General features: G+C 69.1%; 12 protein-coding genes. 6 read left to right on the forward strand and 6 right to left on the reverse strand.

From position 1 onward, the window contains the following. The first annotated feature begins 4 nt into the window (after positions 1 to 4). The gene (locus EV685_RS03170; RefSeq protein ID WP_130480503.1) at positions 5 to 1,024 is read left to right on the forward strand and encodes an MBL fold metallo-hydrolase; all 1,020 of its coding nucleotides are present in this window, start codon (positions 5 to 7) and stop codon (positions 1,022 to 1,024) included. A 59-nt stretch (positions 1,025 to 1,083) separates the two neighbouring features. On the opposite strand, the gene lpdA is transcribed toward EV685_RS03170, so the two are convergent. Genes lpdA through aceE form a run of 3 tightly spaced genes read right to left on the reverse strand, consistent with a single transcriptional unit; the run spans position 1,084 to position 7,354 of the window. Beyond that, complete coding sequence (lpdA, locus tag EV685_RS03175) at positions 1,084 to 2,931, reverse strand: dihydrolipoyl dehydrogenase (protein WP_130480504.1); 1,848 nt, start codon at positions 2,929 to 2,931, stop codon at positions 1,084 to 1,086. Positions 2,932 to 2,944: 13 nt separating this feature from the next. After that, positions 2,945 to 4,624: a dihydrolipoyllysine-residue acetyltransferase gene (gene aceF / locus EV685_RS03180; RefSeq protein WP_130480505.1), complete on the reverse strand. Its 1,680-nt coding sequence runs from the start codon at positions 4,622 to 4,624 to the stop codon at positions 2,945 to 2,947. 21 nt (positions 4,625 to 4,645) lie between these two features. Continuing rightward, a complete protein-coding gene (gene aceE, locus EV685_RS03185) occupies positions 4,646 to 7,354 on the reverse strand; it encodes a pyruvate dehydrogenase (acetyl-transferring), homodimeric type (protein ID WP_130480506.1) in 2,709 nt (902 codons plus the stop codon). Positions 7,355 to 7,546: 192 nt separating this feature from the next. Here aceE and EV685_RS03190 point away from each other — a divergent pair, with 192 nt between their 5' ends. From EV685_RS03190 to folD, 3 genes are all read left to right on the forward strand, one after another. Further along, on the forward strand, positions 7,547 to 10,150 hold the full coding sequence (locus tag EV685_RS03190) for a PAS domain S-box protein (protein ID WP_130480507.1): 2,604 nt from the start codon (positions 7,547 to 7,549) through the stop codon (positions 10,148 to 10,150). After that, entirely contained in the window at positions 10,147 to 10,770 is a 624-nt protein-coding gene (locus tag EV685_RS03195) for a response regulator transcription factor (RefSeq protein ID WP_130480508.1), read from the forward strand. The genes EV685_RS03190 and EV685_RS03195 overlap by 4 nt, the downstream gene beginning before the upstream one ends. 92 nt (positions 10,771 to 10,862) lie before the next feature. Then, positions 10,863 to 11,711 carry a bifunctional methylenetetrahydrofolate dehydrogenase/methenyltetrahydrofolate cyclohydrolase FolD gene (gene folD / locus EV685_RS03200; RefSeq protein ID WP_130480509.1) on the forward strand — a complete coding sequence of 283 codons (849 nt, stop codon included), beginning with the start codon at positions 10,863 to 10,865 and terminating at the stop codon, positions 11,709 to 11,711. 6 nt (positions 11,712 to 11,717) lie between these two features. On the opposite strand, the gene EV685_RS03205 is transcribed toward folD, so the two are convergent. Next, a complete protein-coding gene (locus EV685_RS03205; protein ID WP_130480510.1) occupies positions 11,718 to 13,700 on the reverse strand; it encodes a sigma-54-dependent Fis family transcriptional regulator in 1,983 nt (660 codons plus the stop codon). Positions 13,701 to 13,987: 287 nt separating this feature from the next. On the opposite strand from EV685_RS03205, the gene exaC reads away from it, so the two are divergent. Continuing rightward, on the forward strand, positions 13,988 to 15,508 hold the full coding sequence (exaC, locus tag EV685_RS03210; protein WP_130480511.1) for an acetaldehyde dehydrogenase ExaC: 1,521 nt from the start codon (positions 13,988 to 13,990) through the stop codon (positions 15,506 to 15,508). A gap of 200 nt (positions 15,509 to 15,708) precedes the next feature. Next, positions 15,709 to 17,757 (forward strand): M3 family metallopeptidase, encoded by a 2,049-nt coding sequence (locus EV685_RS03215; protein WP_130480960.1) that lies wholly within the window; start codon positions 15,709 to 15,711, stop codon positions 17,755 to 17,757. Here the strand turns inward: EV685_RS03215 and EV685_RS03220 are convergent, their stop codons facing one another. Next, a complete protein-coding gene (locus EV685_RS03220; RefSeq protein ID WP_130480512.1) occupies positions 17,758 to 20,037 on the reverse strand; it encodes a diguanylate cyclase domain-containing protein in 2,280 nt (759 codons plus the stop codon). Continuing rightward, positions 20,034 to 20,933, reverse strand: coding sequence for a transporter substrate-binding domain-containing protein (locus EV685_RS03225; protein ID WP_165396700.1), 900 nt, complete (start codon positions 20,931 to 20,933; stop codon positions 20,034 to 20,036). Before EV685_RS03225 ends, EV685_RS03220 begins: the two co-directional genes overlap by 4 nt. Positions 20,934 to 21,013: the final 80 nt, after the last annotated feature.

A 21,013-nucleotide genomic window follows, 5' to 3' on the forward strand; every position in this document is an offset into this window, starting at 1 on the left:
GACCATGAGCCTGATCACTGCTTCGACCGAGTCCCCCGAAACCTTCCTGCAGGTGCTGGACCACGGCATCACCGTGGTCGACACCGGCTTTCACCGTGCCGACTTCGACGCGGCCTACCTGGTCGTCAGCCCGGAAGGCCGCGCCGCCTTCATCGACACCGGCCACAACGCCGCCGTGCCGCGCCTGCTGGCCGCGCTGGACCATGCCGGGCTGGGCCGCGACGCGGTCGACTGGGTCATCCCCACCCACGTGCACCTGGACCACGCCGGCGGTGCCGGCCTGCTGATGGCCCACCTGCCCCAGGCGCGGGCGCTGATCCACCCGCGCGGCGCGCGCCACCTGATCAACCCGCTGGCCCTGGTCGAAGGCGCCCGCGCGGTCTACGGGCCCGAGGAGGTGCTGCGCACCTACGGCCACATCCTGCCGATCGATGCGGCGCGCGTGGCCGAGAGCCACGACGAGATGACGGTCATGCTCGGCAGCCGCGCGCTGCGCCTGATCGACAGCCCCGGCCATGCCCGCCACCACCACGCGATCTGGGACGAGACCAGCCGAGGCTGGTTCACCGGCGACACCTTCGGCATCAGCTACCGCGACCTCGACGGCGCGCCGCTGCACGCCGGTGGCGCCCCCCGCGTCTACATCATGCCCAGCAGCACGCCGGTGCAGTTCGAGCCCGACGCGATGCGCTCGTCGATCGCGCGCATGGTGGCGGCTTCGCCGGACTGGATCTACCCGACCCACTACGGCCGGCTTGGCAACGTGCCGGCGCTGGCTGCGCAGATCCTCGAACAGGTCGATGCCTTCGAACAGGGCGCGCTGGCCTGGGCCCGCGCCCACCCCGGCGCCGACGCTGCGGTGCGCGAGGCCGCGATGGTCGCCCTGATGCGCCAGATCCTGCTGTCCGCCGCCCGCCGCGCCGGCTCGCCCCTGAGCGACGACGCGGCCGCGGAACGGCTGGACATCGACATCCGGCTCAACGGGCAAGGGCTGGCGATCTGGCTGGCCAAACAAGCGGCCTGAGCATGAAAAAACCGCCCTCGGCCTGAACCGGGGCGGCTGTCGCAGCGGCGATCTGGCGATCAGCGCTTGCTGGGCGGCAGGTCCGTGCAGGAGCCGTGCGCCACCTCGGCGGCCATGCCGATGCTCTCGCCCAGCGTCGGGTGCGGGTGGATGGTCTTGCCGATGTCGACCGCGTCCGCGCCCATCTCGATGGCCAGCGCGATCTCGCCAATCATGTCGCCCGCGTGGGTGCCGACCATGCCACCGCCGAGGATCTTGCCGTGGCCATGGGCCTCGGGCGAGTCGTCGAACAGCAGCTTGGTAAAGCCTTCATCGCGGCCGTTGGCGATGGCACGGCCAGAGGCCGACCACGGGAACAGGCCCTTCTTGACCTTGATGCCCTGGGCCTTGGCCTGGTCCTCGGTCAGGCCCACCCAGGCCACTTCCGGATCGGTGTAGGCCACGCTCGGAATGACCCGGGCGTTGAACGCCGCCGCCGCCAGTTCCTTGTTGCCCTGCAACGTGCCGGCGATGACCTCGGCGGCCACATGCGCCTCGTGCACCGCCTTGTGGGCGAGCATGGGCTGGCCGACGATGTCGCCGATCGCGAAGATGTGCGGGACGTTGGTGCGCATCTGGATGTCCACCGGGATGAAGCCCCGGTCGGTCACCGCGACGCCGGCCTGGTCCGCGCCGATCTTCTTGCCGTTCGGGCTGCGGCCCACCGCCTGCAGGACCAGGTCGTAGACGCCTTCGGACCGGGTGCCGTCAAGGCCCTCGAACTGGACCTTGATGCCTTCGGGCGTTGCCTCGGCACCGACGGTCTTGGTCTTCAACATGATCTTGTCGAAGCGGCCCTTGTTCATCTTCTCCCAGACCTTGACGAGGTCGCGGTCGGCGCCCTGCATCAGGCCGTCGAGCATCTCCACCACGTCCAGGCGGGCGCCCAGCGTGCTGTAGACCGTGCCCATCTCCAGCCCGATGATGCCGCCGCCGACGATCAGCATCTTCTTGGGCACGCCCTTGAGGGCCAGCGCGCCGGTCGAGTCGACGATGCGATCGTCCTGCGGGAAGAACGGCAGCTTCACCGACTGCGAGCCCGCCGCGATGATGGCGTGCTTGAACTTCACGACCTTCTTGCCGCCGCTGGCTTCGGTGCCGGTGCCGGTCGTCTCGCTCACCTGCACGTGGTACGGGTCGAGGAAGGTGCCGATGCCGCGCACGGTGGTGACCTTGCGCATCTTGGCCATGGCCGCCAGGCCACCGGTCAGCTTGCCAATGACCTTTTCCTTGTGGCCGCGCAGTTGGTCGACGTTGACGGTCGGTGCGCCAAAGGACACGCCCAGATCGGCCATGTGGCTGACCTCGTCCATCACCGCGGCCACGTGCAGCAGCGCCTTGGACGGGATGCAGCCCACGTTGAGGCAGACACCTCCGAGCGTGGCGTAACGCTCGACGATGACGACCTTCAGGCCCAGGTCGGCGGCCCGGAAGGCGGCTGAGTAGCCGCCAGGGCCAGCACCCAGCACGAGCAGGTCACAGTCGACGTCGGCCGCGCCGGCATAGCTGCCGGCAGGACCGGCGACGGCTGCGGGTGCCGGCGCTCCGACCGGCGCAGTGACCGGCGCAGCAACGGGCGCAGCTGCGGCCGGCGCCGGCGTGGCCGCCGGGGTCGGCGCCACCGCCGCACCCGCCACCTCCAGCGACAGGATCACGCTGCCCTGGTTGACCTTGTCGCCGATGGCGACCCGGATGGCCTGCACCACACCGGCGTGCGACGAGGGGATCTCCATCGAGGCCTTGTCGGACTCGACCGTGATCAGGCTCTGCTCGGCCTTCACCGTGTCACCCGGCTTGACCAGGATCTCGATGATGCCGACGTCCTTGAAGTCGCCAATGTCGGGGACTTGAACTTCGATCAATGCCATGTCGTGCTCCCGTTCAGAGCACGATGCGGCGGAAGTCCGCCAGCAGCGATGCGAAGTAGACGTTGAAGCGAGCCGCCGCCGCGCCGTCGATGACGCGGTGATCCCACGACAGCGACAGCGGCAGGATCAGGCGCGGCTGGAAGGCCTTGCCATCCCACTTGGGCTCGATCGTGCTCTTGCACACGCCCATGATCGCGACCTCGGGGGCGTTGATGATCGGCGTGAAGTACTTGCCACCGATGCCGCCCAGCGACGAGATGCTGAAGCAGCCGCCGGTCATGTCGGCCGGGCCGAGCTTGCCGTCGCGGGCCTTCTTGGCCAGTTCGCCCATCTCGGTGCTGATCTGGAAGATGCCCTTCTTGTCGGCATCCTTGATCACCGGGACCACCAGGCCGTTGGGGGTGTCCGCCGCGAAGCCAATGTGGAAGTAGTTCTTCAGCACCAGCGTGTCGCCGTCCAGCGAGGCGTTGAACTCGGGGAACTTCTTGAGCGCGGCCACGGCGGCCTTGATCATGAAGGCCAGCATCGTGACCTTGATGCCGCTCTTCTCGTTCTCCTTGTTGGTCTGGACGCGGAAGGCCTCCAGCTCGGTGATGTCGGCCTCGTCGTGGTTCGTGACGTGCGGGATCACCACCCAGTTGCGGTGCAGGTTGGCACCGCTGATCTTCTTGATGCGCGAGAGATCGCGGCGCTCGACCGGGCCGAACTTCGCGAAGTCGACCTGCGGCCACGGCAGCAGGCCGGGGAAGGCGCCACCAGCAGCGGCCGGCGCGGCGGCCGGGGCCTTGGCCTTCTGGGCTGCGGTCTGAACCGCGCCGCCCATCACGCCCTTGACGAAGCCCTGGATGTCGTCCTGGGTGATGCGGCCCTTGTAGCCCGTGCCCTTGACCTCGCCCAGCGGCACGCCCAGTTCGCGGGCGAACTTGCGGATCGACGGCGAGGCATGCGGCAGGTTGAGCTTCTGGGCAGTCGGGTCGTGGGCCGGCACGCTGGCGGCGGCGGCGGCCACCACCGGCGCGGCTGCAGCCACAGCGGATGCAGCGGCCGGAGCGGCAGCAGGCGTGGAAGCCGGGGCGGCGGCCGGGGCGGCCGGGGCAGCCGCGCCAACACCCTCGATCACGGCGATCAGCGAGCCCTTGCTCACCTTGTCGCCGATCTTGATCTTCAGTTCCTTGAGCACACCGGCATGGCTCGACGGGATCTCCATCGAGGCCTTGTCGGACTCCACCGTGATCAGGCTCTGCTCGGCCTTGACGGTGTCACCGGGCTTGACCAGCAGCTCGATCACCGCCACCTCGGCGAAGTCGCCGATGTCGGGCACGAAGATGTCGATCGGGCCGGCGGCGGCTGGCGCGGCAACCGCGGCAACCGCGGCAACCGCGGCGGCAGCGGGCGCTGCGGCCGGTGCAGCGGCAGGAGCCGCAGCGGCCGGCGCCGGAGCCGGAGCACCCGCACCCGCGACCTCCAGCAGCAGCAGCAAGGTGCCTTCGCTGACCTTGTCACCCATGGCGACCTTGAGTTCCTTGACCACGCCGGCATGCGACGAGGGGATCTCCATCGAGGCCTTGTCCGACTCGACCGTGATCAGGCTCTGTTCGGCCTTGATGGTGTCGCCGGGCTTGACCAGCAACTCGATGATCGCGACTTCCTTGAAATCCCCGATGTCGGGGACCTTCACTTCAACCAATGCCATGTTGTTGTCTCCGTTGCTGCGTCAGGCGTACAGCGGGTTGATCTTGTCGACGTTGATGCCGTACTTCTTGATCGCCTCGGCGACCTTGGCCACCGGCAGCAGGCCCTCGTCGGCGAGTGCCCGCAGCGCGGCCACGACGATGTAGTGGCGGTTGATCTCGAAGTGCTCGCGCAGCTTGCTGCGGAAGTCGCTGCGACCGAAGCCGTCGGTGCCCAGCACGGTGTAGCTCTGGCCCTTCGGAACAAAGGCGCGGATCTGCTCCGCATAGGCCTTCATGTAGTCGGTCGAGGCGATCACCGGACCGGCGTGCGGCGCCAGTTGCTCGGCGACGAAGGGCACACGCGCCTTCTCGGTCGGATGCAGCAGGTTCCAGCGCGCAGCAGCCTGGCCGTCGCGGCCCAGCTCGTTGAAGCTCGGGCAGCTCCAGACATTGGCCGACACGCCCCAGTCGGCGGCCAGCAACGTGCGGGCCGCCATGGATTCGCGCAGGATCGTGCCCGAGCCCAGCAGGTTGACGTTCAGCTTGCTGCCGGCGGCGCCCTTTTCGAGCAGGTACATGCCCTTGATGATCTGTTCCTCGGTGCCGGCGGTCAGGCCCGGCATCGGGTAGTTCTCGTTGAGCAGGGTCAGGTAATAGAAGACGTTTTCCTGCTTCTCGACCATGCGCTTGAGACCGTGCTGCATGATCACCGCGACCTCGTGGGCGAAGGTCGGGTCGTAGCTGACGCAGTTCGGGATCGTGCCGGCCAGGATGTGGCTGTGGCCGTCCTCGTGCTGCAGGCCTTCGCCGTTCAACGTGGTCCGGCCGGACGTGCCGCCCAGCAGGAAGCCACGGGCCTGCATGTCACCCGCCGCCCAGGCCAGGTCGCCGATGCGCTGGAAGCCGAACATCGAGTAGTAGACGTAGAACGGCACCATGATGCGGTTGCTGGTGCTGTAGGACGTCGCCGCCGCGATCCAGCTGGACATGCCGCCGGCCTCGTTGATGCCTTCCTGCAGGATCTGGCCGGCCTTGTCCTCGCGGTAGTACATGACCTGGTCCTTGTCGACCGGGGTGTACTGCTGACCTGCGGGGTTGTAGATGCCGACCTGGCGGAACAGGCCTTCCATGCCGAAGGTGCGTGCCTCGTCGACCAGGATGGGCACGACGCGCGGGCCGAGCGCCTGGTCACGCAGCAGTTGCGTCAGGAAGCGCACATAGGCCTGGGTGGTCGAGATCTCGCGGCCTTCGGCGGTCGGGTCCAGCACTGCCTTGAAAGTTTCCAGCGCCGGCACCGTGAAGCTCTCGTCGGCCTTGGTGCGGCGGTGCGGCAGATAGCCGCCGAGTGCCTTGCGACGCTCGTGCAGGTACTGCATCTCCGGGGTGTCGTCGGCCGGCTTGTAGAACGGGATCTTGGCGAGTTCGCTGTCCGGCACCGGGATGTTGAAGCGGTCGCGGAAGATCTTGATGTCCTCGTCGGTCAGCTTCTTGGTCTGGTGGACGGTGTTCTTGCCCTCGCCGACCTTGCCCATGCCGAAGCCCTTGACGGTCTTGATCAGCAGCACCGTCGGCTGGCCCTTGGTGTTGACCGCCTGGTGGTAGGCCGCATAGACCTTCTGCGGGTCGTGGCCGCCACGGCGCAGGTTCCAGATGTCGTCGTCGCTCAGGTGCGCGACCATCTCCAGCGTGCGCGGGTCACGGCCGAAGAAGTGCTTGCGGACGTAGGCGCCGTCGTTGGCCTTGAAGGCCTGGTAGTCGCCGTCGAGCGTGTCCATCATCAGCTTGCGCAGGGCGCCGTCCTTGTCGCGCGCCAGCAGCGGGTCCCAGTTGCTGCCCCACAGCAGCTTGATGACGTTCCAGCCAGCACCGCGGAACTCGCTCTCGAGCTCCTGGATGATCTTGCCGTTGCCGCGCACCGGGCCGTCCAGTCGCTGCAGGTTGCAGTTGATGACGAAGACGAGGTTGTCGAGGTTCTCGCGTGCGGCCAGACCGATCGCGCCGAGCGATTCGACCTCGTCCATCTCGCCGTCACCGCAGAAGACCCAGACCTTGCGGTTCTCGGTGTTGGCGATGCCGCGGGCGTGCAGGTACTTCAGGAAGCGGGCCTGGTAGATCGCCATCAAGGGGCCCAGGCCCATCGAGACGGTCGGGAACTGCCAGAACTCGGGCATCAGCTTCGGGTGCGGGTAGCTCGACAGGCCCTTGCCGTCGACTTCCTGGCGGAAGTTCAGCAGCTGTTCCTCGCTCAGACGGCCTTCGAGGTACGCGCGGGCATAGACGCCCGGTGAGACGTGACCCTGGATGTAGAGGCAATCACCCCCGTGGTTCTCGCTCTCGGCGTGCCAGAAGTGGTTGAAGCCCGCGCCGAACATGTGGGCCAGCGAGGCGAAGGAGCCGATGTGGCCGCCCAGGTCACCGCCGTCCTCGGGGTTGTGGCGGTTGGCCTTCACGACCATCGCCATCGCGTTCCAGCGCATGTAGGCGCGCAGGCGTTCCTCGATCTCGATGTTGCCGGGGCAGCGCGCTTCCTGGTTCGGCTCGATCGTGTTGACGTAGCCGGTGTTGGCCGAGAACGGCATGTCGATGCTGTTCTGGCGGGCGTGCTCCAGCAGGTCTTCGAGCAGCTGGTGGGCGCGCTCGCCGCCCTCGGCCTGGATGACGGCGCTGAGGGCATCGAGCCACTCTCGGGTTTCCTGGTTCAGGGCGTTTACATCGGCCTGACTGGGCTGGCTCTGTGGCTGGGCGGACATGCAGTCTCCTCTGGGGGCGTCTCGGGGGGCGTCTTGAAGCCCCGCACCACGCGAGGCCGGCCGCAGTGTTGCACAAGAGGATGCGAATTTCAAATCGTGCCGAACGATTTCACTATATGAAATGCACGCACGAACGATCGTTCGCTGGAGGGCGATCGACGAGACCCGCAGGGCGACACGGATAATTCGGCGATGAGCGATCGACGACTTTCCACCGCACCCGGCAGTCCACCCCGGGTCCGGCCGCGCCGCCTGTTCTGGACCTGGTGGCGGGGCATGTCGCCGGCCCGGCAGGACCGGGTGGCGACCCTCGCACCGCTCCTGTCGGTGCTGCTGTTCCTGGCCGCGATCGTGGCCGCGTTCTGGTACCTGCGCAATGAGGAAGTCGAGCGGGAGATCGAGTCGGTCCGGCGCGATGCCGAACTGGTCCAGCAGCAGATCCGGCTGCGCCTGATCGAGAACCAGGAGCAGTTCGTGCGCGTCGCCCGCGAGGTGATGCAGCGCAGCGCCGACAAGGGTCATTTCGACACCCAGGCCGAGGCGCTGTTGCGCACCCGGCCCGAGATCATCGGCATCAGCTGGCTGGGCGCCGCCCAGCAGACCCGGGCCCGCATGATCTCGCCCGATCTGGCCGGCGCCCTGCCCCACCTGGCGCTCGCCGGCCCGAACCTGCCGCTGCCCGATGCCGCCCGGCTGGCCTTCAACGACGCCCGCGAGCTGCGCCTGCCGACCTACTCGCTGCCCTTCATCCACGACGAGCGCATCGGCGTGGTCCAGCTGCACGTGCCCTTGATCGACCACGGCGCCTTTGTCGGCACCTTGATGGTCGAGTACTCGATCGAGGCCCTGCTGCGCTACTTCGTGCCAGTCGACGTGCAGCAGCGCCACGTCATCAGCCTGCTCGACGGCAGCGACAAGGTGCTGGCCAGCACGATGGCCAGCCAGCCCGGCCGCAGCCGCGGCAAGCTGATCTATGACGTCAGCTTCGGCACCGTCGGCCAAGGTCTGACGCTGCGCGGCGAGGGCTACCGCACGTCCTTCGGCCTGATCGGCAACACGCTGTTCTGGATGGTGCTGGCGCTGTCGGTGCTGACGGTCTGGATGCTGCTCGGCACCTGGCGCCACATGCGCCGACGCCTGCAGATCCAGGGCGCGCTGGTGCAGGAAACAAACTTCCGCCGGGCCATGGAGAACTCGATGCTGACCGGCATGCGGGCGATGGACCAGGACGGCCGCATCACCTACGTCAACCCGGCCTTCTGCGCCATGACCGGCTTCAGCGAGGCCGAACTGATCGGCCGCATGCCGCCCTACCCGACCTGGCCGCCCGACCGCATCGAGGAAAACAGCCGGCTGCTGACCCAGGAACTGGCCGGCCGCAGCCCGGCTGGCGGCATCGAGGTCAAGGTGCTGCGCAAGGACGGCACGCAGTTCGACGCCCGCATGTATGTCTCGCCGCTGATCGACTCGCGCGGCCAGCAGACCGGCTGGATGACCTCGATGACCAACATCACCGAGGCCAAGCGCATCCGCGACCAGCTGACCGCCTCGCACGAGCGCTTCACCACCGTGCTCGAAGGGCTGGATGCGGCCGTGTCGGTGCTGGCCGTGCAGAACAGCGAGCTGCTGTTCGCCAACCGGTCCTACCGGCTCTGGTTCGGCGGCGATGCCCACTGGCATGCCCTGCTCGCGGGCATGCACGCGGCCGACGGGGCGGCCGAGGGCGAAGGCGTCGATGACGTCGACGGCCTGGGCGGCCTGCCCACCGCCGAGCTGACCGATGCCAGCGCCGACACCCGCGAGGTCTACGTCGACACGCTCGAGAAGTGGTTCGACGTGCGCGCCCGCTACCTGCAGTGGACCGACGGCCGGCTGGCGCAGATGCTCATCGCCACCGATATCACCGCACGTCGCCGCATCGAGGAACTGGCCGCCCAGCAGGCCGAACGGGCCCAGGTGACCAGCCGGCTGGTGACGATGGGCGAGATGGCGTCCTCGGTGGCTCACGAGCTGAACCAGCCGCTGGCGGCCATCAGCAACTACTGCAACGGCATCATCTCGCGCCACAAGGCCGGCAAGCTGACCGACGAGGACCTGCTGTCGGCGCTGGAGAAGACCAGCCGCCAGGCGCTGCGGGCCGGGCAGATCATCCACCGCATCCGCGCCTTCGTGAAACGCAGCGAGCCGCAGCGCCAGGAGGCCCGCGCCACCGACATCGTCGAGGACGCGGTCGAGCTGGCCGGCATCGAACTGCGCCGCCGCAACATCACGCTGCACACCTACGTGGCACAGCGCCTGCCGGTGCTGCAGGTCGACCCGATCCTGATCGAGCAGGTGCTGCTCAACCTGATCAAGAACGCCGCCGAGGCCATCGACGGCGCGCAGCTGCCGCCCAAGCGCCGCTACATCGAGCTGCGCGTGGTGCCGCGCCACACCCCCGAAATGGGGGGCGTGATCGAGTTCAGCGTCAGCGACAACGGCCCCGGTCTGAAAGAGGAAGTGATCAACCGGCTCTACGAGGCCTTCTTCTCGACCAAGACCGAAGGCCTGGGCATCGGCCTGTCGCTGTGCCGCTCGATCGTCGAGTCGCACCAGGGTCGGATCAAGGCGGAGAACCTCTACAATTCCGGCCTCGTGACGGGCTGCCGTTTCACGGTCCTGCTGCCGGTGCAGTCCTCGGTCAATGCTTCGATGAGTGCCTCCATGAGTGCCTCGATGAGCACATCGCCGCCCCCCCTGCCAGCCGCCCCGCAGAACCCCGTCGATTCCCCCACCAAGTCCACCGAGTCCTCATGAGCCTGATCCCCAAGAAAGGTACGGTCTACGTCGTCGATGACGACGAGGCTGTTCGCGACTCCCTTCAATGGCTGCTCGAAGGCAAGGACTACCGGGTCAAGTGCTTCGACTCCGCCGAAGCCTTCCTCTCCCGCTTCGACCCGCGCGAGGTGGCCTGCCTGATCGCCGACATCCGCATGGACGGCATGACTGGGCTGGAACTGCAGGACCGCCTGCTCGAACGCAAGAGCCCGCTGCCCATCGTCTTCATCACCGGCCACGGCGACGTGCCGATGGCGGTCACGACGATGAAGAAGGGCGCCGAGGACTTCATCGAAAAGCCCTTCAAGGAAGACGAGCTGGTCACGCTGGTCGAGCGCATGCTGGACCGGGCCCGCTCCTCGTTCTCGCACCACCAGGAACAGGCCAGCCGTGACGCGCTGCTGGCCCGCCTGACGACCCGCGAGGCGCAGGTGCTCGAACGCATCGTCGCCGGCCGCCTGAACAAGCAGATCGCCGACGACCTCGGCATCAGCATCAAGACGGTCGAGGCGCACCGCGCCAACATCATGGAAAAGCTCAACGCCAACACCGTGGCGGACCTGCTGAAGATCGCGCTGGGCGCGGCCGCCAAGGTCTGAACATCTTTGAGCCAACGAGAGGCCGCCTTGCGCGGCCTCTCGTGTTTTCATCCCCGGTTTTCCCGAACCCTTACCCGCAGACAAGCAAGTCCATGAGCGCCCAACTGATCGACGGCAACGCCCTTTCCCGCCAGCTCCGCGCCGATGTCGCGCAACGGGCCGCCGCCTTGGGCGTGCGTGGCATCACGCCCGGCCTGGCCGTGATCCTGGTCGGCGACAACCCGGCCAGCGCGGTCTATGTGCGCAACAAGGTCAAGGCCTGCGCCGAGAGCGGCCTGCATTCGGTGCTGGAGCGCCATGAGGCCTCGATGACCCAAGCCGAGCTGCTCGCACGCATCGATGCCCTGAACAAGGACCCGAGCATCCACGGCATCCTGGTCCAGCTGCCGCTGCCCGGACACATCGACGACCACGCGGTGATCGAGGCCATCGCGCCGGACAAGGACGTCGACGGCTTCCACGTCGCCAGCGCCGGCGCCCTGATGGTCGGCGAGCAGGGCTTCAAGGCCTGCACGCCCTATGGCTGCATGAAGATGCTCGAATCCATCGGCCGGAAGGACCTGCGCGGCCAGCATGCGGTGGTGATCGGCCGCAGCAACATCGTCGGCAAGCCCATGGCGATGATGCTGCTGGCCGCCAACGCCACCGTGACGGTCTGCCACAGCGGCACCGCCGACCTGGCCCACCACACCCGTGAGGCCGACATCGTGGTCGCGGCGGTGGGCAAGCGCAACGTGCTGACGGCCGACATGGTCAAGCCCGGCGCCGTCGTCATCGACGTCGGCATGAACCGCAACGACGAGGGCAAGCTCTGCGGTGACGTCGACTTCGAGGCCGTCAAGCACATCGCCGGCTGGATCACCCCGGTGCCCGGCGGCGTCGGCCCGATGACGATCACGATGCTGCTGGTCAACACGATCGAGGCGGCCGAGCGGGGCTGAGGGCGCTCAAGCGCCTCGTTCCTTCAGCTTGCGGTAGAGCGTGTTGCGGCTGATGCCGAGTCGACGCGCGGCCTCGGACATGTTGCCGGCGCAGCTGCGCAGGGCCTCGCCGATGCAGCGCTCGGCCTGCTGGCGCAGATCGGTGGACGGATCGGTGGCTGGATCGCTCGCCGGGTCAACCGGCACCGCTTGCGCCAACAACTCCTCCAGCACGTCCTCCGGCAGATGGGCCCGCTCGATCACCTGCCCGTGATCGTCCAGCAGCGCGCAGGCCGTGCGCAGCACATTGACGAGCTGGCGCAGGTTGCCGGGCCAGCGGCAGGTGGCGAAGTCGCGGGCCACGTCGGCTGACAGCGCCAGCGTTCGGCCCGGTTCAAGCTCGCGCAGCATGGCCTCGACCAGCGCGCTCAGGTCGGCCCGGTCGCGCAGGCTGGGCAGGGTCAGCGACAGGCCGTTGACGCGGTAGTACAGGTCCTCGCGGAAGCGCCCAGCCTCGACCTCGTGGCGCAACTTGCGGTGGGTGGCGCAGACCAGCCGGAAGTCGACATCGACCGGCTTGCCGCCCCCCAGCGGCACGACCTGGCGTTCCTGCAGCACACGCAGCAGACGCGCCTGCATGGACAAGGGCATGTCACCGATCTCGTCGAGGAACAGGGTGCCGCCGTGGGCCTCGCGGATGCGGCCCGGCGCGCCGTCGCGGCTGGCGCCGGTGTAGGCGCCGGGGCGGTAGCCGAACAGCTCGGCCTCGATCAGGGTCTCGGGCAAGGCCGCGCAGTTGACCGCGATGAAGGGCCGATCGGCACGCGGACCGCTGCGGTGCACCGCGCGGGCGAAGACTTCCTTGCCGACGCCGGACTCGCCCTGCAGCAGCAGCGCGATCGGCTTGTCCAGCACGCGCCGGGCGCGTTCGATGGCGGCCTGCATCGCGGCGTCGCCACGGTCGAGCGCGGCCAGGGCGTCCACCGGTGCGGCCACGCGCGGCGGGATCGGTGTGGCCGCGATGTCCTGCGCACGCGGCGCGGCCAGCGCGCTCGGGCCGACCCGCACGGTGCGGCCCACGTCCAGCCGGCCCCACAGCCAGCTGCCGTCGACGCGGCGCAACTCACGCGGCGTGCCGTTCAGGCCTGGGCGGGCGGCAGCCAGCAGCGCGGCCATGTCCAGGTCGAGTACACGTTCGATCGTCAACGCGCCGATGGCACTGCGCGGCAGGCCCAGCAGCTCCAGCGCCGCCGTGTTCGCACCCGTGATCCAGCCGTCCTCGGACAGCGCCAGCAGGCCTTCGGTGACCGTTCCCAGCCCTTCGACCTGGCCGTGCAGGCGCAGCTGCAGGCCGGCGGCGTGGCGGTCCTCGAACAACTGGTGTTCGATCATGCGGGCGCCCGAACGCACCAGGCCCAGCGTGTGACGGTGGTGGGCGCGGCGGTCGCCGGAGATGTCCAGCACGCCCAGCAACTGCCCGGCGGGATCGGCGATCGGCGCGGCCGCGCAGGTCAGGAAGGCGTTGCGTTCCAGGTAGTGCTCGGCGCCGTGCACGACCACCGTCGCGCCATCGGCCAGCGCCGTGCCGATTGCGTTGGTGCCGCGCCATTGTTCGCTCCAGATTGCACCGGGCCGCAGGGCGACACGCGCGGCGCGGTCGGCGAAACCCAGGTCGCCCAGCGCGTGCAGCAGCATGCCCTGCGGATCGGCCAGGACGACGATGCTGTCGCTGTCGCGGATCTGGTCATTCAAGAAGGCCATCACCGGCCGGGCGTGCGAGACCAGCGTGTGGCGCTGCGCCAGCGCGCGCGCCAGCTGGGCCGCCGAGGCATGCGGCGAGCCCGGCGCGCGGCCATCGGGCAACAGGCCGTGCTGGCGGCTGCGTTGCCAGCTTGCCAGCAGTCCCGGGGCAATCAGGTCATCGCCCAGTTCGCCGCCGTCGAGCCACTGGCGGCGGGCAGCGCGCAAGCGGTCGGCGCTCGAACGCGGGCTGAGGGTCATCGGGGGCATGGGCGGGTCTCCAGGACGTCCTGTCATCGGGCACCTTGACTGTCGGCGAGCCCGGTTCGTCGGGCCATCGCGCAGATTCCCGCAGCCACCTGTCCCGCTTCGAGACAGGTGTGCCACGGGACCGGCACAGCGGTGCAGTCTGGGGCCGCGACCACGGGCGCTGCTTGCGCGGGATCAGCAAGGGAACGGCCTTTCCTGTCGAACCCACGGGCCGGCAGACCTGGCACGGCCGATGCGAAAGAGGCTGCGGACCCAGACGGTTCTTCCACCCCTCAGAGGAGACATCCATGCTCTACGCAGCCCCCGGCGCCGCCGGCGCCAAGATCGCCTACAAGCCCCGCTACGACAACTTCATCGGCGGACGCTTCGTCGCCCCGGTCGAAGGCCGCTACTTCGACGTGATCACGCCGATCAGCGGCAAGGTCTACACCCAGGCCGCCCGTTCGGGCGCCGCCGATGTCGAGCTGGCGCTGGACGCCGCCCACGCCGCCGCGCCGAAGTGGGCCGCGACCGCGCCGGCCGAGCGCGCCAACATCCTGCTGAAGATCGCCGACCGCCTGGAGCAGAACCTCGAACTGCTGGCGTATGCCGAGACGGTCGACAACGGCAAGCCCATCCGCGAGACGCTGAACGCCGACATCCCCCTGGCGGTCGACCATTTCCGCTATTTCGCCGGCTGCGTGCGGGCCCAGGAAGGTGCCCTGTCGGAGATCGACGGCCACACCATCGCCTACCACTTCCAGGAACCGCTGGGCGTCGTCGGCCAGATCATTCCGTGGAACTTCCCGATCCTGATGGCGGCCTGGAAGCTGGCCCCGGCGCTGGGTGCGGGCAACTGCGTGGTGCTCAAGCCGGCCGAGTCGACGCCCATCAGCATCCTCCTGCTGACCGAGCTGATCGCCGACCTGCTGCCCCCGGGCGTGCTCAACATCGTCAACGGCTACGGCCGTGAAGCCGGCACGCCGCTGGCGACCAGCAAGCGCATCGCCAAGATCGCGTTCACTGGCTCGACGGCAACCGGCAAGGTGATCGCGCAGGCTGCGGCGGCCAACCTGATCCCGGCCACGCTGGAACTCGGCGGCAAGAGCCCGAACGTCTTCTTCGACGACGTGATGGCCGAGGACGACGCCTTCCTCGACAAGGCGATCGAGGGCCTGGTGCTGTTCGCCTTCAACCAAGGCGAGGTCTGCACCTGCCCGAGCCGCGCGTTGATCCAGGCATCGATCTATGACCGCTTCATCGAGCGCGCCCTCAAGCGCGTCGCCGCGATCAAGCAGGGCAGCCCGCTCGACACCGAGACGATGATGGGCGCGCAGGCCTCGGCCATGCAGATGGACAAGATCATGTCCTACCTGCACCTGGGCAAGAAGGAAGGCGCCAAGGTGCTGTGCGGCGGTGACCGCGCACCGATGGGCGGCGACCTGGCGGGCGGCTACTACATCCAGCCGACGCTGTTCGAGGGCCACAACGACATGCGCATCTTCCGCGAGGAGATCTTCGGCCCGGTGCTGGCCGTGACCACCTTCAAGGACGAGGCCGAAGCCCTGCGCATCGCCAACGACACGGTCTACGGCCTGGGGGCCGGCGTCTGGACCCGCGACGGCAGCCGCGCCTACCGCATGGGCCGCGCGATCCAGGCCGGTCGTGTCTGGACCAATTGCTACCACGCCTACCCGGCCCACGCGGCCTTCGGCGGCTACAAGGAATCGGGCATCGGCCGCGAGACCCACAAGGCCATGCTCGACCACTACCAGCAGACCAAGAACCTGCTGGTGAGCTACTCGCCGAACGCGCTCGGCTTCTTCTGATCGACTGATCGGCGAAGCCCACCCCCCGACGGCCCTCGGCCGTCGCTTCCAGCCGCACGCGACCACCCGGTCCGTGCGGCTTTGTTCATGGCGCCTCGACAGCAGGGACTTGTGCATCGCGCCGATAGGCCCAAATGGCGTCAGGGCAGCACACGGCTGTCAGAGAATCCGCCATCCCCTGCACGAGACCCATGCCCACGATGCACACCGACAACCCCCTGCTCGACGCCGCCCCCCTGCCCCAGTTCGCCGCCATCCGGCCCGAACACGTCGGTCCCGCCATCGACGCGCTGCTGGCGCAGGCCGAGACCGCCCTGGAGACGGCGGTCAGCGACGCCACCCCGGCCGACTACGAGGCGCTGTCGAGGGTGCTGTCGGTGCCGACCGAAAGGCTGGGCCGCGCCTGGGGCGCCATCAGCCACCTCAAGGGCGTGGCAGACACGCCCGAACTGCGCGCGGCCTACAACGACAAGCTGCCCGCGATCACCGAGTTCTACACCCGCCTGGGCGCCGACGAGCGGCTCTACGCCAAGTACAAGGCGATCGCCGCCGGCCCGGCCGCCGCGACGCTGAACCGCGCCCGCCAGCAGGAACTGGCCCACAGCCTGCGCGACTTCGTGCTCGGCGGCGCCGAGCTGCAGGGCGAGGCCAAGGCCCGGTACGCGCAGATCCAGGAAGCGCAGGCCATGGCCTCGCAGACCTTCTCCGAACACGTGCTGGATGCGACCGACGGCTGGTCGATGCGGGTCGCCGCCGAGCGCCTGGCCGGCGTGCCCGAGGACGTGCGCAGCGCCACCCGCGCGGCGGCCGAGAAGGACGGCCACGACGGCCACAAGCTGACGCTGCACATGCCGGTCTACCTGCCGGTGATGCAGTACGCCGACGACCGCGAGCTGCGCCGCGAGCTCTACACCGCCTACGTCACCCGGGCCTGCGAAACCGGCCCGGCCGAGCGTGACAACGGCCCGGTGATGGCCGAGATCCTGCGCCTGCGTCAGGAAGAGGCCGGGCTGCTGGGTCTGGCGAGCTTTGCCCACCTGTCGCTGGTGCCCAAGATGGCCGAGACGCCGCAGCAGGTGCTGGACTTCCTGCGCGACCTGGCCCGCCGCGCCAAGCCGCACGGCCAGCGCGATCTGGCCGAGCTGCAGGCCTTTGCCGCCGCCGAGCTGGGCATCACCGAGCTGCAATCCTGGGACAGCGCCTACGCGAGCGAGAAGCTCAAGGAAGCGCGTTACGCCTTCAGCGATCAGGAGGTCAAGCAGTACTTCACCGAGCCCAAGGTGCTGGCCGGCCTGTTCCGCATCATCGAGACGCTGTTCGAGGTGACGATCTCGCCCGATCACGCGCCGGTCTGGCATGAGTCGGTGCGCTTCTACCGCATCGAACGGGCGGGCGCGCTGGTTGGCCAGTTCTACCTGGACCCCTACGCCCGCACCGGCAAGCGCCCGGGCGCGTGGATGGACGACGTGCGCTCGCGCTGGCTGCGCCCGGACACCGGCACGCTGCAGACGCCGGTGGCGCACCTGGTGTGCAACTTCACCGCGCCGATCGACGGCAAGCCTGCGCTGCTGACGCACGACGAGGTCCAGACCCTGTTCCACGAGTTCGGCCACGGCCTGCACCACATGCTGACCCAGGTCGATGACCTGGGCGTCTCGGGCATCAGCGGCGTCGAATGGGACGCGGTCGAGCTGCCGAGCCAGTTCATGGAGAACTTCTGCTGGGAGTGGGAGGTGCTGCAGCAACTGACCGCCCACGTCGACACCGGCGAGCCGCTGCCGCGCGCGCTGTTCGAGAAGATGATGGCGGCCAAGAACTTCCAGAGCGGCATGATGACGCTGCGCCAGGTCGAGTTCGCGCTGTTCGACATGCGCATCCACGCCGAGCCGGCCAGCGCCAGCGCCGAGGCGATCCAGCGCACGCTCGACGAGGTCCGCGACGAGGTCGCCGTGCTCAAGCCGCCGGCCTTCAACCGCTACCAGCACACCTTCTCCCACATCTTTGCGGGCGGCTATGCGGCCGGCTACTACAGCTACAAGTGGGCCGAGGTGCTGAGCGCGGACGCCTGGAGCGCCTTCGAGGAGGAAGGCATCCTCAACCCCGCCACCGGCCGGCGCTACCGCACCGAGATCCTGGAAGCGGGCAGCGCGCGCGACGCCATCGACAACTTCAAGGCCTTCCGTGGCCGCGAGCCCCGCATCGATGCGCTGCTGCGCCATCAAGGCATGAGCGAGCCGGTGGCGGCTTGATCAGGGCGCTGGCAGCGTGGCCGGGGGCGTGAAGAACAGCACCCGGTTGCGGCCACGCTGCTTGGCCTCGTACATGGCGCTGTCGGCGTTGCGCATCAGCGCCGACTCGTCGTACCCAGCCTCCGGGTGGCAGGCCACGCCGATGCTGGCGCCGACCTGCACGACGGTGCCCGCCAGCGCATAGGGCCGCGAGATCGCCTCCAGCAGGTTGTGGGCGACCCGGCCGGCGTCGATCACCGACTCGACCTGCGGCAGCAGCACGACGAACTCGTCACCGCCCAGCCGGCAGGCCGTGTCGCTGGCGCGCAGCTGCTCCAGCAGCCGGCCGGCGACCTGGCACAGCAGCGCATCACCGCTGGCGTGGCCCAGCCGGTCGTTGACGCCCTTGAAGCCGTCCAGATCGATGAACATCAAGGCCAGCACACGGCGCTGCCGGCGCGCCATCTGCAGGGCCTGCACCAGGCGGTCGTGCAGCAGCAGGCGGTTGGGCAGGCCGGTCAAGGCGTCATGCTGGGCCCGGTGGGCCAGCTGCAGCGCCAACGCATGGGCCTCGGTGACGTCGTGCAGCACGGTCACCACGCCGATCACCTGGCCCTCGGCCAGCATCGGCGAGACGGATTCCTGCACGACGTGGTCGCCCCCGCCGGCATGGGCCAGCCGGACCCGCTGCGGCGCCAGCGGACGGCGGCGCTGCTGCAGGCACAGGGCGACCGGGTCGGGCAGTGGATCGCCCTCGTCGATGTGGCGACGGCCCAGCGCCTCGCCATAGGGGCGGCCCAGCAACACGGCCTCGGGCTGCCCCAGCAGCGTCAGCGCAACCGGGTTCAGGTAGGTGATGCGGCCACGCGCGTCGCTGGTGATGACCGCGTCGGCGATGCTCTCCAGCGTCACCTTGCTGCGCAGGTGCTCGGCCGCCAGCTGCTCGGCCAGGCGCTTGCGGGTGATGTCTTCCAGCACGATGTGGGCACGCAGCACGCGGCCGTCGGACGAGCGGTCGGTGCTGGCCGACACCAGCACATCGATGGACTGGCCGTCGTGGCGTGCGAGCTGCAGCTCGACATCCCGGCAACGCCCTGCCGTCAACAGCGTCGGCCAGACCTGCAGGCTGGCCAGCAGGCGCGCCGGTTCGGTCAGGAAGTCGTCCAGGCGCCGGCCCAGCGTGTCCTCCTGAGACAGGCCCATGCGTTCGAGCCACAGCCGGCTGACGCCGATCAGACGGCCGGCCCGGTCGACCGAGACCATCATGGCCGGCGTGCGCTCGTACAGCGATCGGTAGCGCTCGCGGCTGCGCGCCAGCGCGACGGTCTGGCGGCGCACCTGCTCGGCCGAGGCGGCCAGCAGCAGCGGCGGCATCAGGGCGGCCAGCAAGGGCGTGTAGAGCAGCAACTGCTGCCACTGCGCGGTCTGCGGCGGGGCGGGGAACAGGCCCTGCGCGATCAGCGTGCCGACCGTCAGGGACACCAGCGCCACGGCAGCCGCCACCGCGACGAAGCCCAGCCGCATCGCGCCCAGCGCCAGCGGCAGCACCATGTAGACATAGGGAAACGGCAGCAGCAGGATCGCCAGCAGCGCCACGCCCACGCTGATCAGCGCCAGCGCCGCCGCGCGACCGTCGAGCAACTGATCGCCCAATGTGTCGCCATCGCTGGCCAGCAGGGCCAGCGTGATCGGCAGCAGCGTGGCCGAGCCCACGGCCGAGCTGTCCAGCCAGCCCCAGGCAATCTGCCCGGGCGGGCCGAGCCCCGTCAGTTCGACCAGCACCGCAGCCAGCGCCGTGCCGAGCAAGGCCGGCAACAGCGAGCCGCGCAGCATGACCTGCAGCATCGCGCCCGGATCGTGGTGCAGGCGCCGGTGATCGCCGCCGCGCTGCAGCAGCCAGACGGCCAGCAGCATCTCCACCAGGTTGGGCAGGACCAGCAACGCGGCCAGCGCAAGGTCGTCGCCATAGGCCAAATTGGCCCCCAGGATGCCGACCCCGGTCGCCAGCAAGGCCCCCGGCCATTGCCGCCGCGGCAGCACCAGCAGCAGCGCCAGACCCCACACATTCGTGTACCAGATGGCCGCCACCTGCCCCGGAAAGCGCGACAGCCACATCGCCATCGACGACCAGAACCAGGCGCCCAGCGCGGCCACCAGCACCGTCAGCCAGGGGTGTTGCACGGCCAGCAGGCGCAACTGCGCCTCCAGTGACCGCTCCGGCGCGGCGGGGTCGATGTCGACGTCGATCGGCTCGCCCATGGCGGTTGGCGACAGCAGGGGGACGGGTTCGGTCGAGCTCATGAGCGTTGCGCCTGACGGGCGCGGCGGCGCCGTGCCAGCAGCACCGTCACCGCGCCCGCCAGCAGGGCTGCGACGCCAACGGCCAGCAGGGGCAGGCGGCGGTCGTCGATCACCGCCAGTGCCTCGGCCGGCAACCAGCGCTGCAGCACCACCGCGCGCTCGTCGGGGGTCAGGGCGGCCAGGCCGGCCTCCAGGGCCGCGCCCAGCTCGGGCAGGTCCTTGCGCCAGGCAAAAGACAGCGGGTAGCTGAAGCCAACCGGCCGCCCCAGCGCCAGCGCTGGCCAGCCCTGCTGGGTGACGATGAAATGCACGCTGGCGACGTCGGCCACGGCCGCGTCGACCTGCCCGGCGCGCAACAGCGCTAGGCCGACACGGTCATCGGCCACGCCCTGCCAGACCACCTGCGGATAGGCCTGGCGCACAAAGTGTTCAACCGCATAGCCCGCGCCGACGGCCACCTTGCGGCCGGACAGGTCACGCAGGTCCGGGCCCGGCGTTCCGGCGCGTCCGACCGCGATCGCGTCGACCTGCACGTAGGGCCGGGTGAAGCCGAGGTAGGCGGCCCGCTCGGGCGTCGGCCGCAAGGACGTGATGAGGTCCACCTCGCCGCGTTGCGCCCCGGCGAGGATCTCGGCCAGCGGCCGCGCGGGCAAGGTCTGCATCGAGACGCCCGCATGGCGTGCGACCTGGTCGAGCAGGTCGACCGACAGGCCGCGGATGCGGCCATCGGCGTCGCGGTACACGAAGGGGCCGTAGTCGGCCTCGGGCGCGAAGCGGACCACCGGCAGTGCCGGTGTGCCGGGCACCACGGCGGGCACATCGGCCCGCGCCCGCAGGGGCCAGCCCAGTGCCAACAAGACCGCTGACACGGCCCAGCCGATCCCGACGTACGACATGAACCGGCGCCACAACATCGGCCGATTGTGGGCTGGACGGCGCGGCAGCAAAAGTCCCTTGGGATATTGGCAAACGCGGG

The sequence above is a fragment of the Sphaerotilus mobilis genome, from assembly GCF_004216565.1.
GTDB lineage: Bacteria > Pseudomonadota > Gammaproteobacteria > Burkholderiales > Burkholderiaceae_C > Sphaerotilus > Sphaerotilus mobilis.

Bases quoted from the DNA above. Each gene is read 5' to 3' on its own strand.
- exaC (WP_130480511.1), top strand. From the start codon at position 13,988: ATGCTCTACGCAGCCCCCGGCGCCGCCGGCGCCAAGATCGCCTACAAG.
- EV685_RS03215 (WP_130480960.1), top strand. From the start codon at position 15,709: ATGCACACCGACAACCCCCTGCTCGACGCCGCCCCCCTGCCCCAGTTC.
- EV685_RS03205 (WP_130480510.1), bottom strand. From the start codon at position 13,700: ATGCCCCCGATGACCCTCAGCCCGCGTTCGAGCGCCGACCGCTTGCGC.
- lpdA (WP_130480504.1), bottom strand. From the start codon at position 2,931: ATGGCATTGATCGAAGTTCAAGTCCCCGACATTGGCGACTTCAAGGAC.
- EV685_RS03220 (WP_130480512.1), bottom strand. From the start codon at position 20,037: ATGAGCTCGACCGAACCCGTCCCCCTGCTGTCGCCAACCGCCATGGGC.
- aceF (WP_130480505.1), bottom strand. From the start codon at position 4,624: ATGGCATTGGTTGAAGTGAAGGTCCCCGACATCGGGGATTTCAAGGAA.
- aceE (WP_130480506.1), bottom strand. From the start codon at position 7,354: ATGTCCGCCCAGCCACAGAGCCAGCCCAGTCAGGCCGATGTAAACGCC.
- EV685_RS03190 (WP_130480507.1), top strand. From the start codon at position 7,547: ATGAGCGATCGACGACTTTCCACCGCACCCGGCAGTCCACCCCGGGTC.
- folD (WP_130480509.1), top strand. From the start codon at position 10,863: ATGAGCGCCCAACTGATCGACGGCAACGCCCTTTCCCGCCAGCTCCGC.
- EV685_RS03195 (WP_130480508.1), top strand. From the start codon at position 10,147: ATGAGCCTGATCCCCAAGAAAGGTACGGTCTACGTCGTCGATGACGAC.
- EV685_RS03225 (WP_165396700.1), bottom strand. From the start codon at position 20,933: ATGTCGTACGTCGGGATCGGCTGGGCCGTGTCAGCGGTCTTGTTGGCA.
- EV685_RS03170 (WP_130480503.1), top strand. From the start codon at position 5: ATGAGCCTGATCACTGCTTCGACCGAGTCCCCCGAAACCTTCCTGCAG.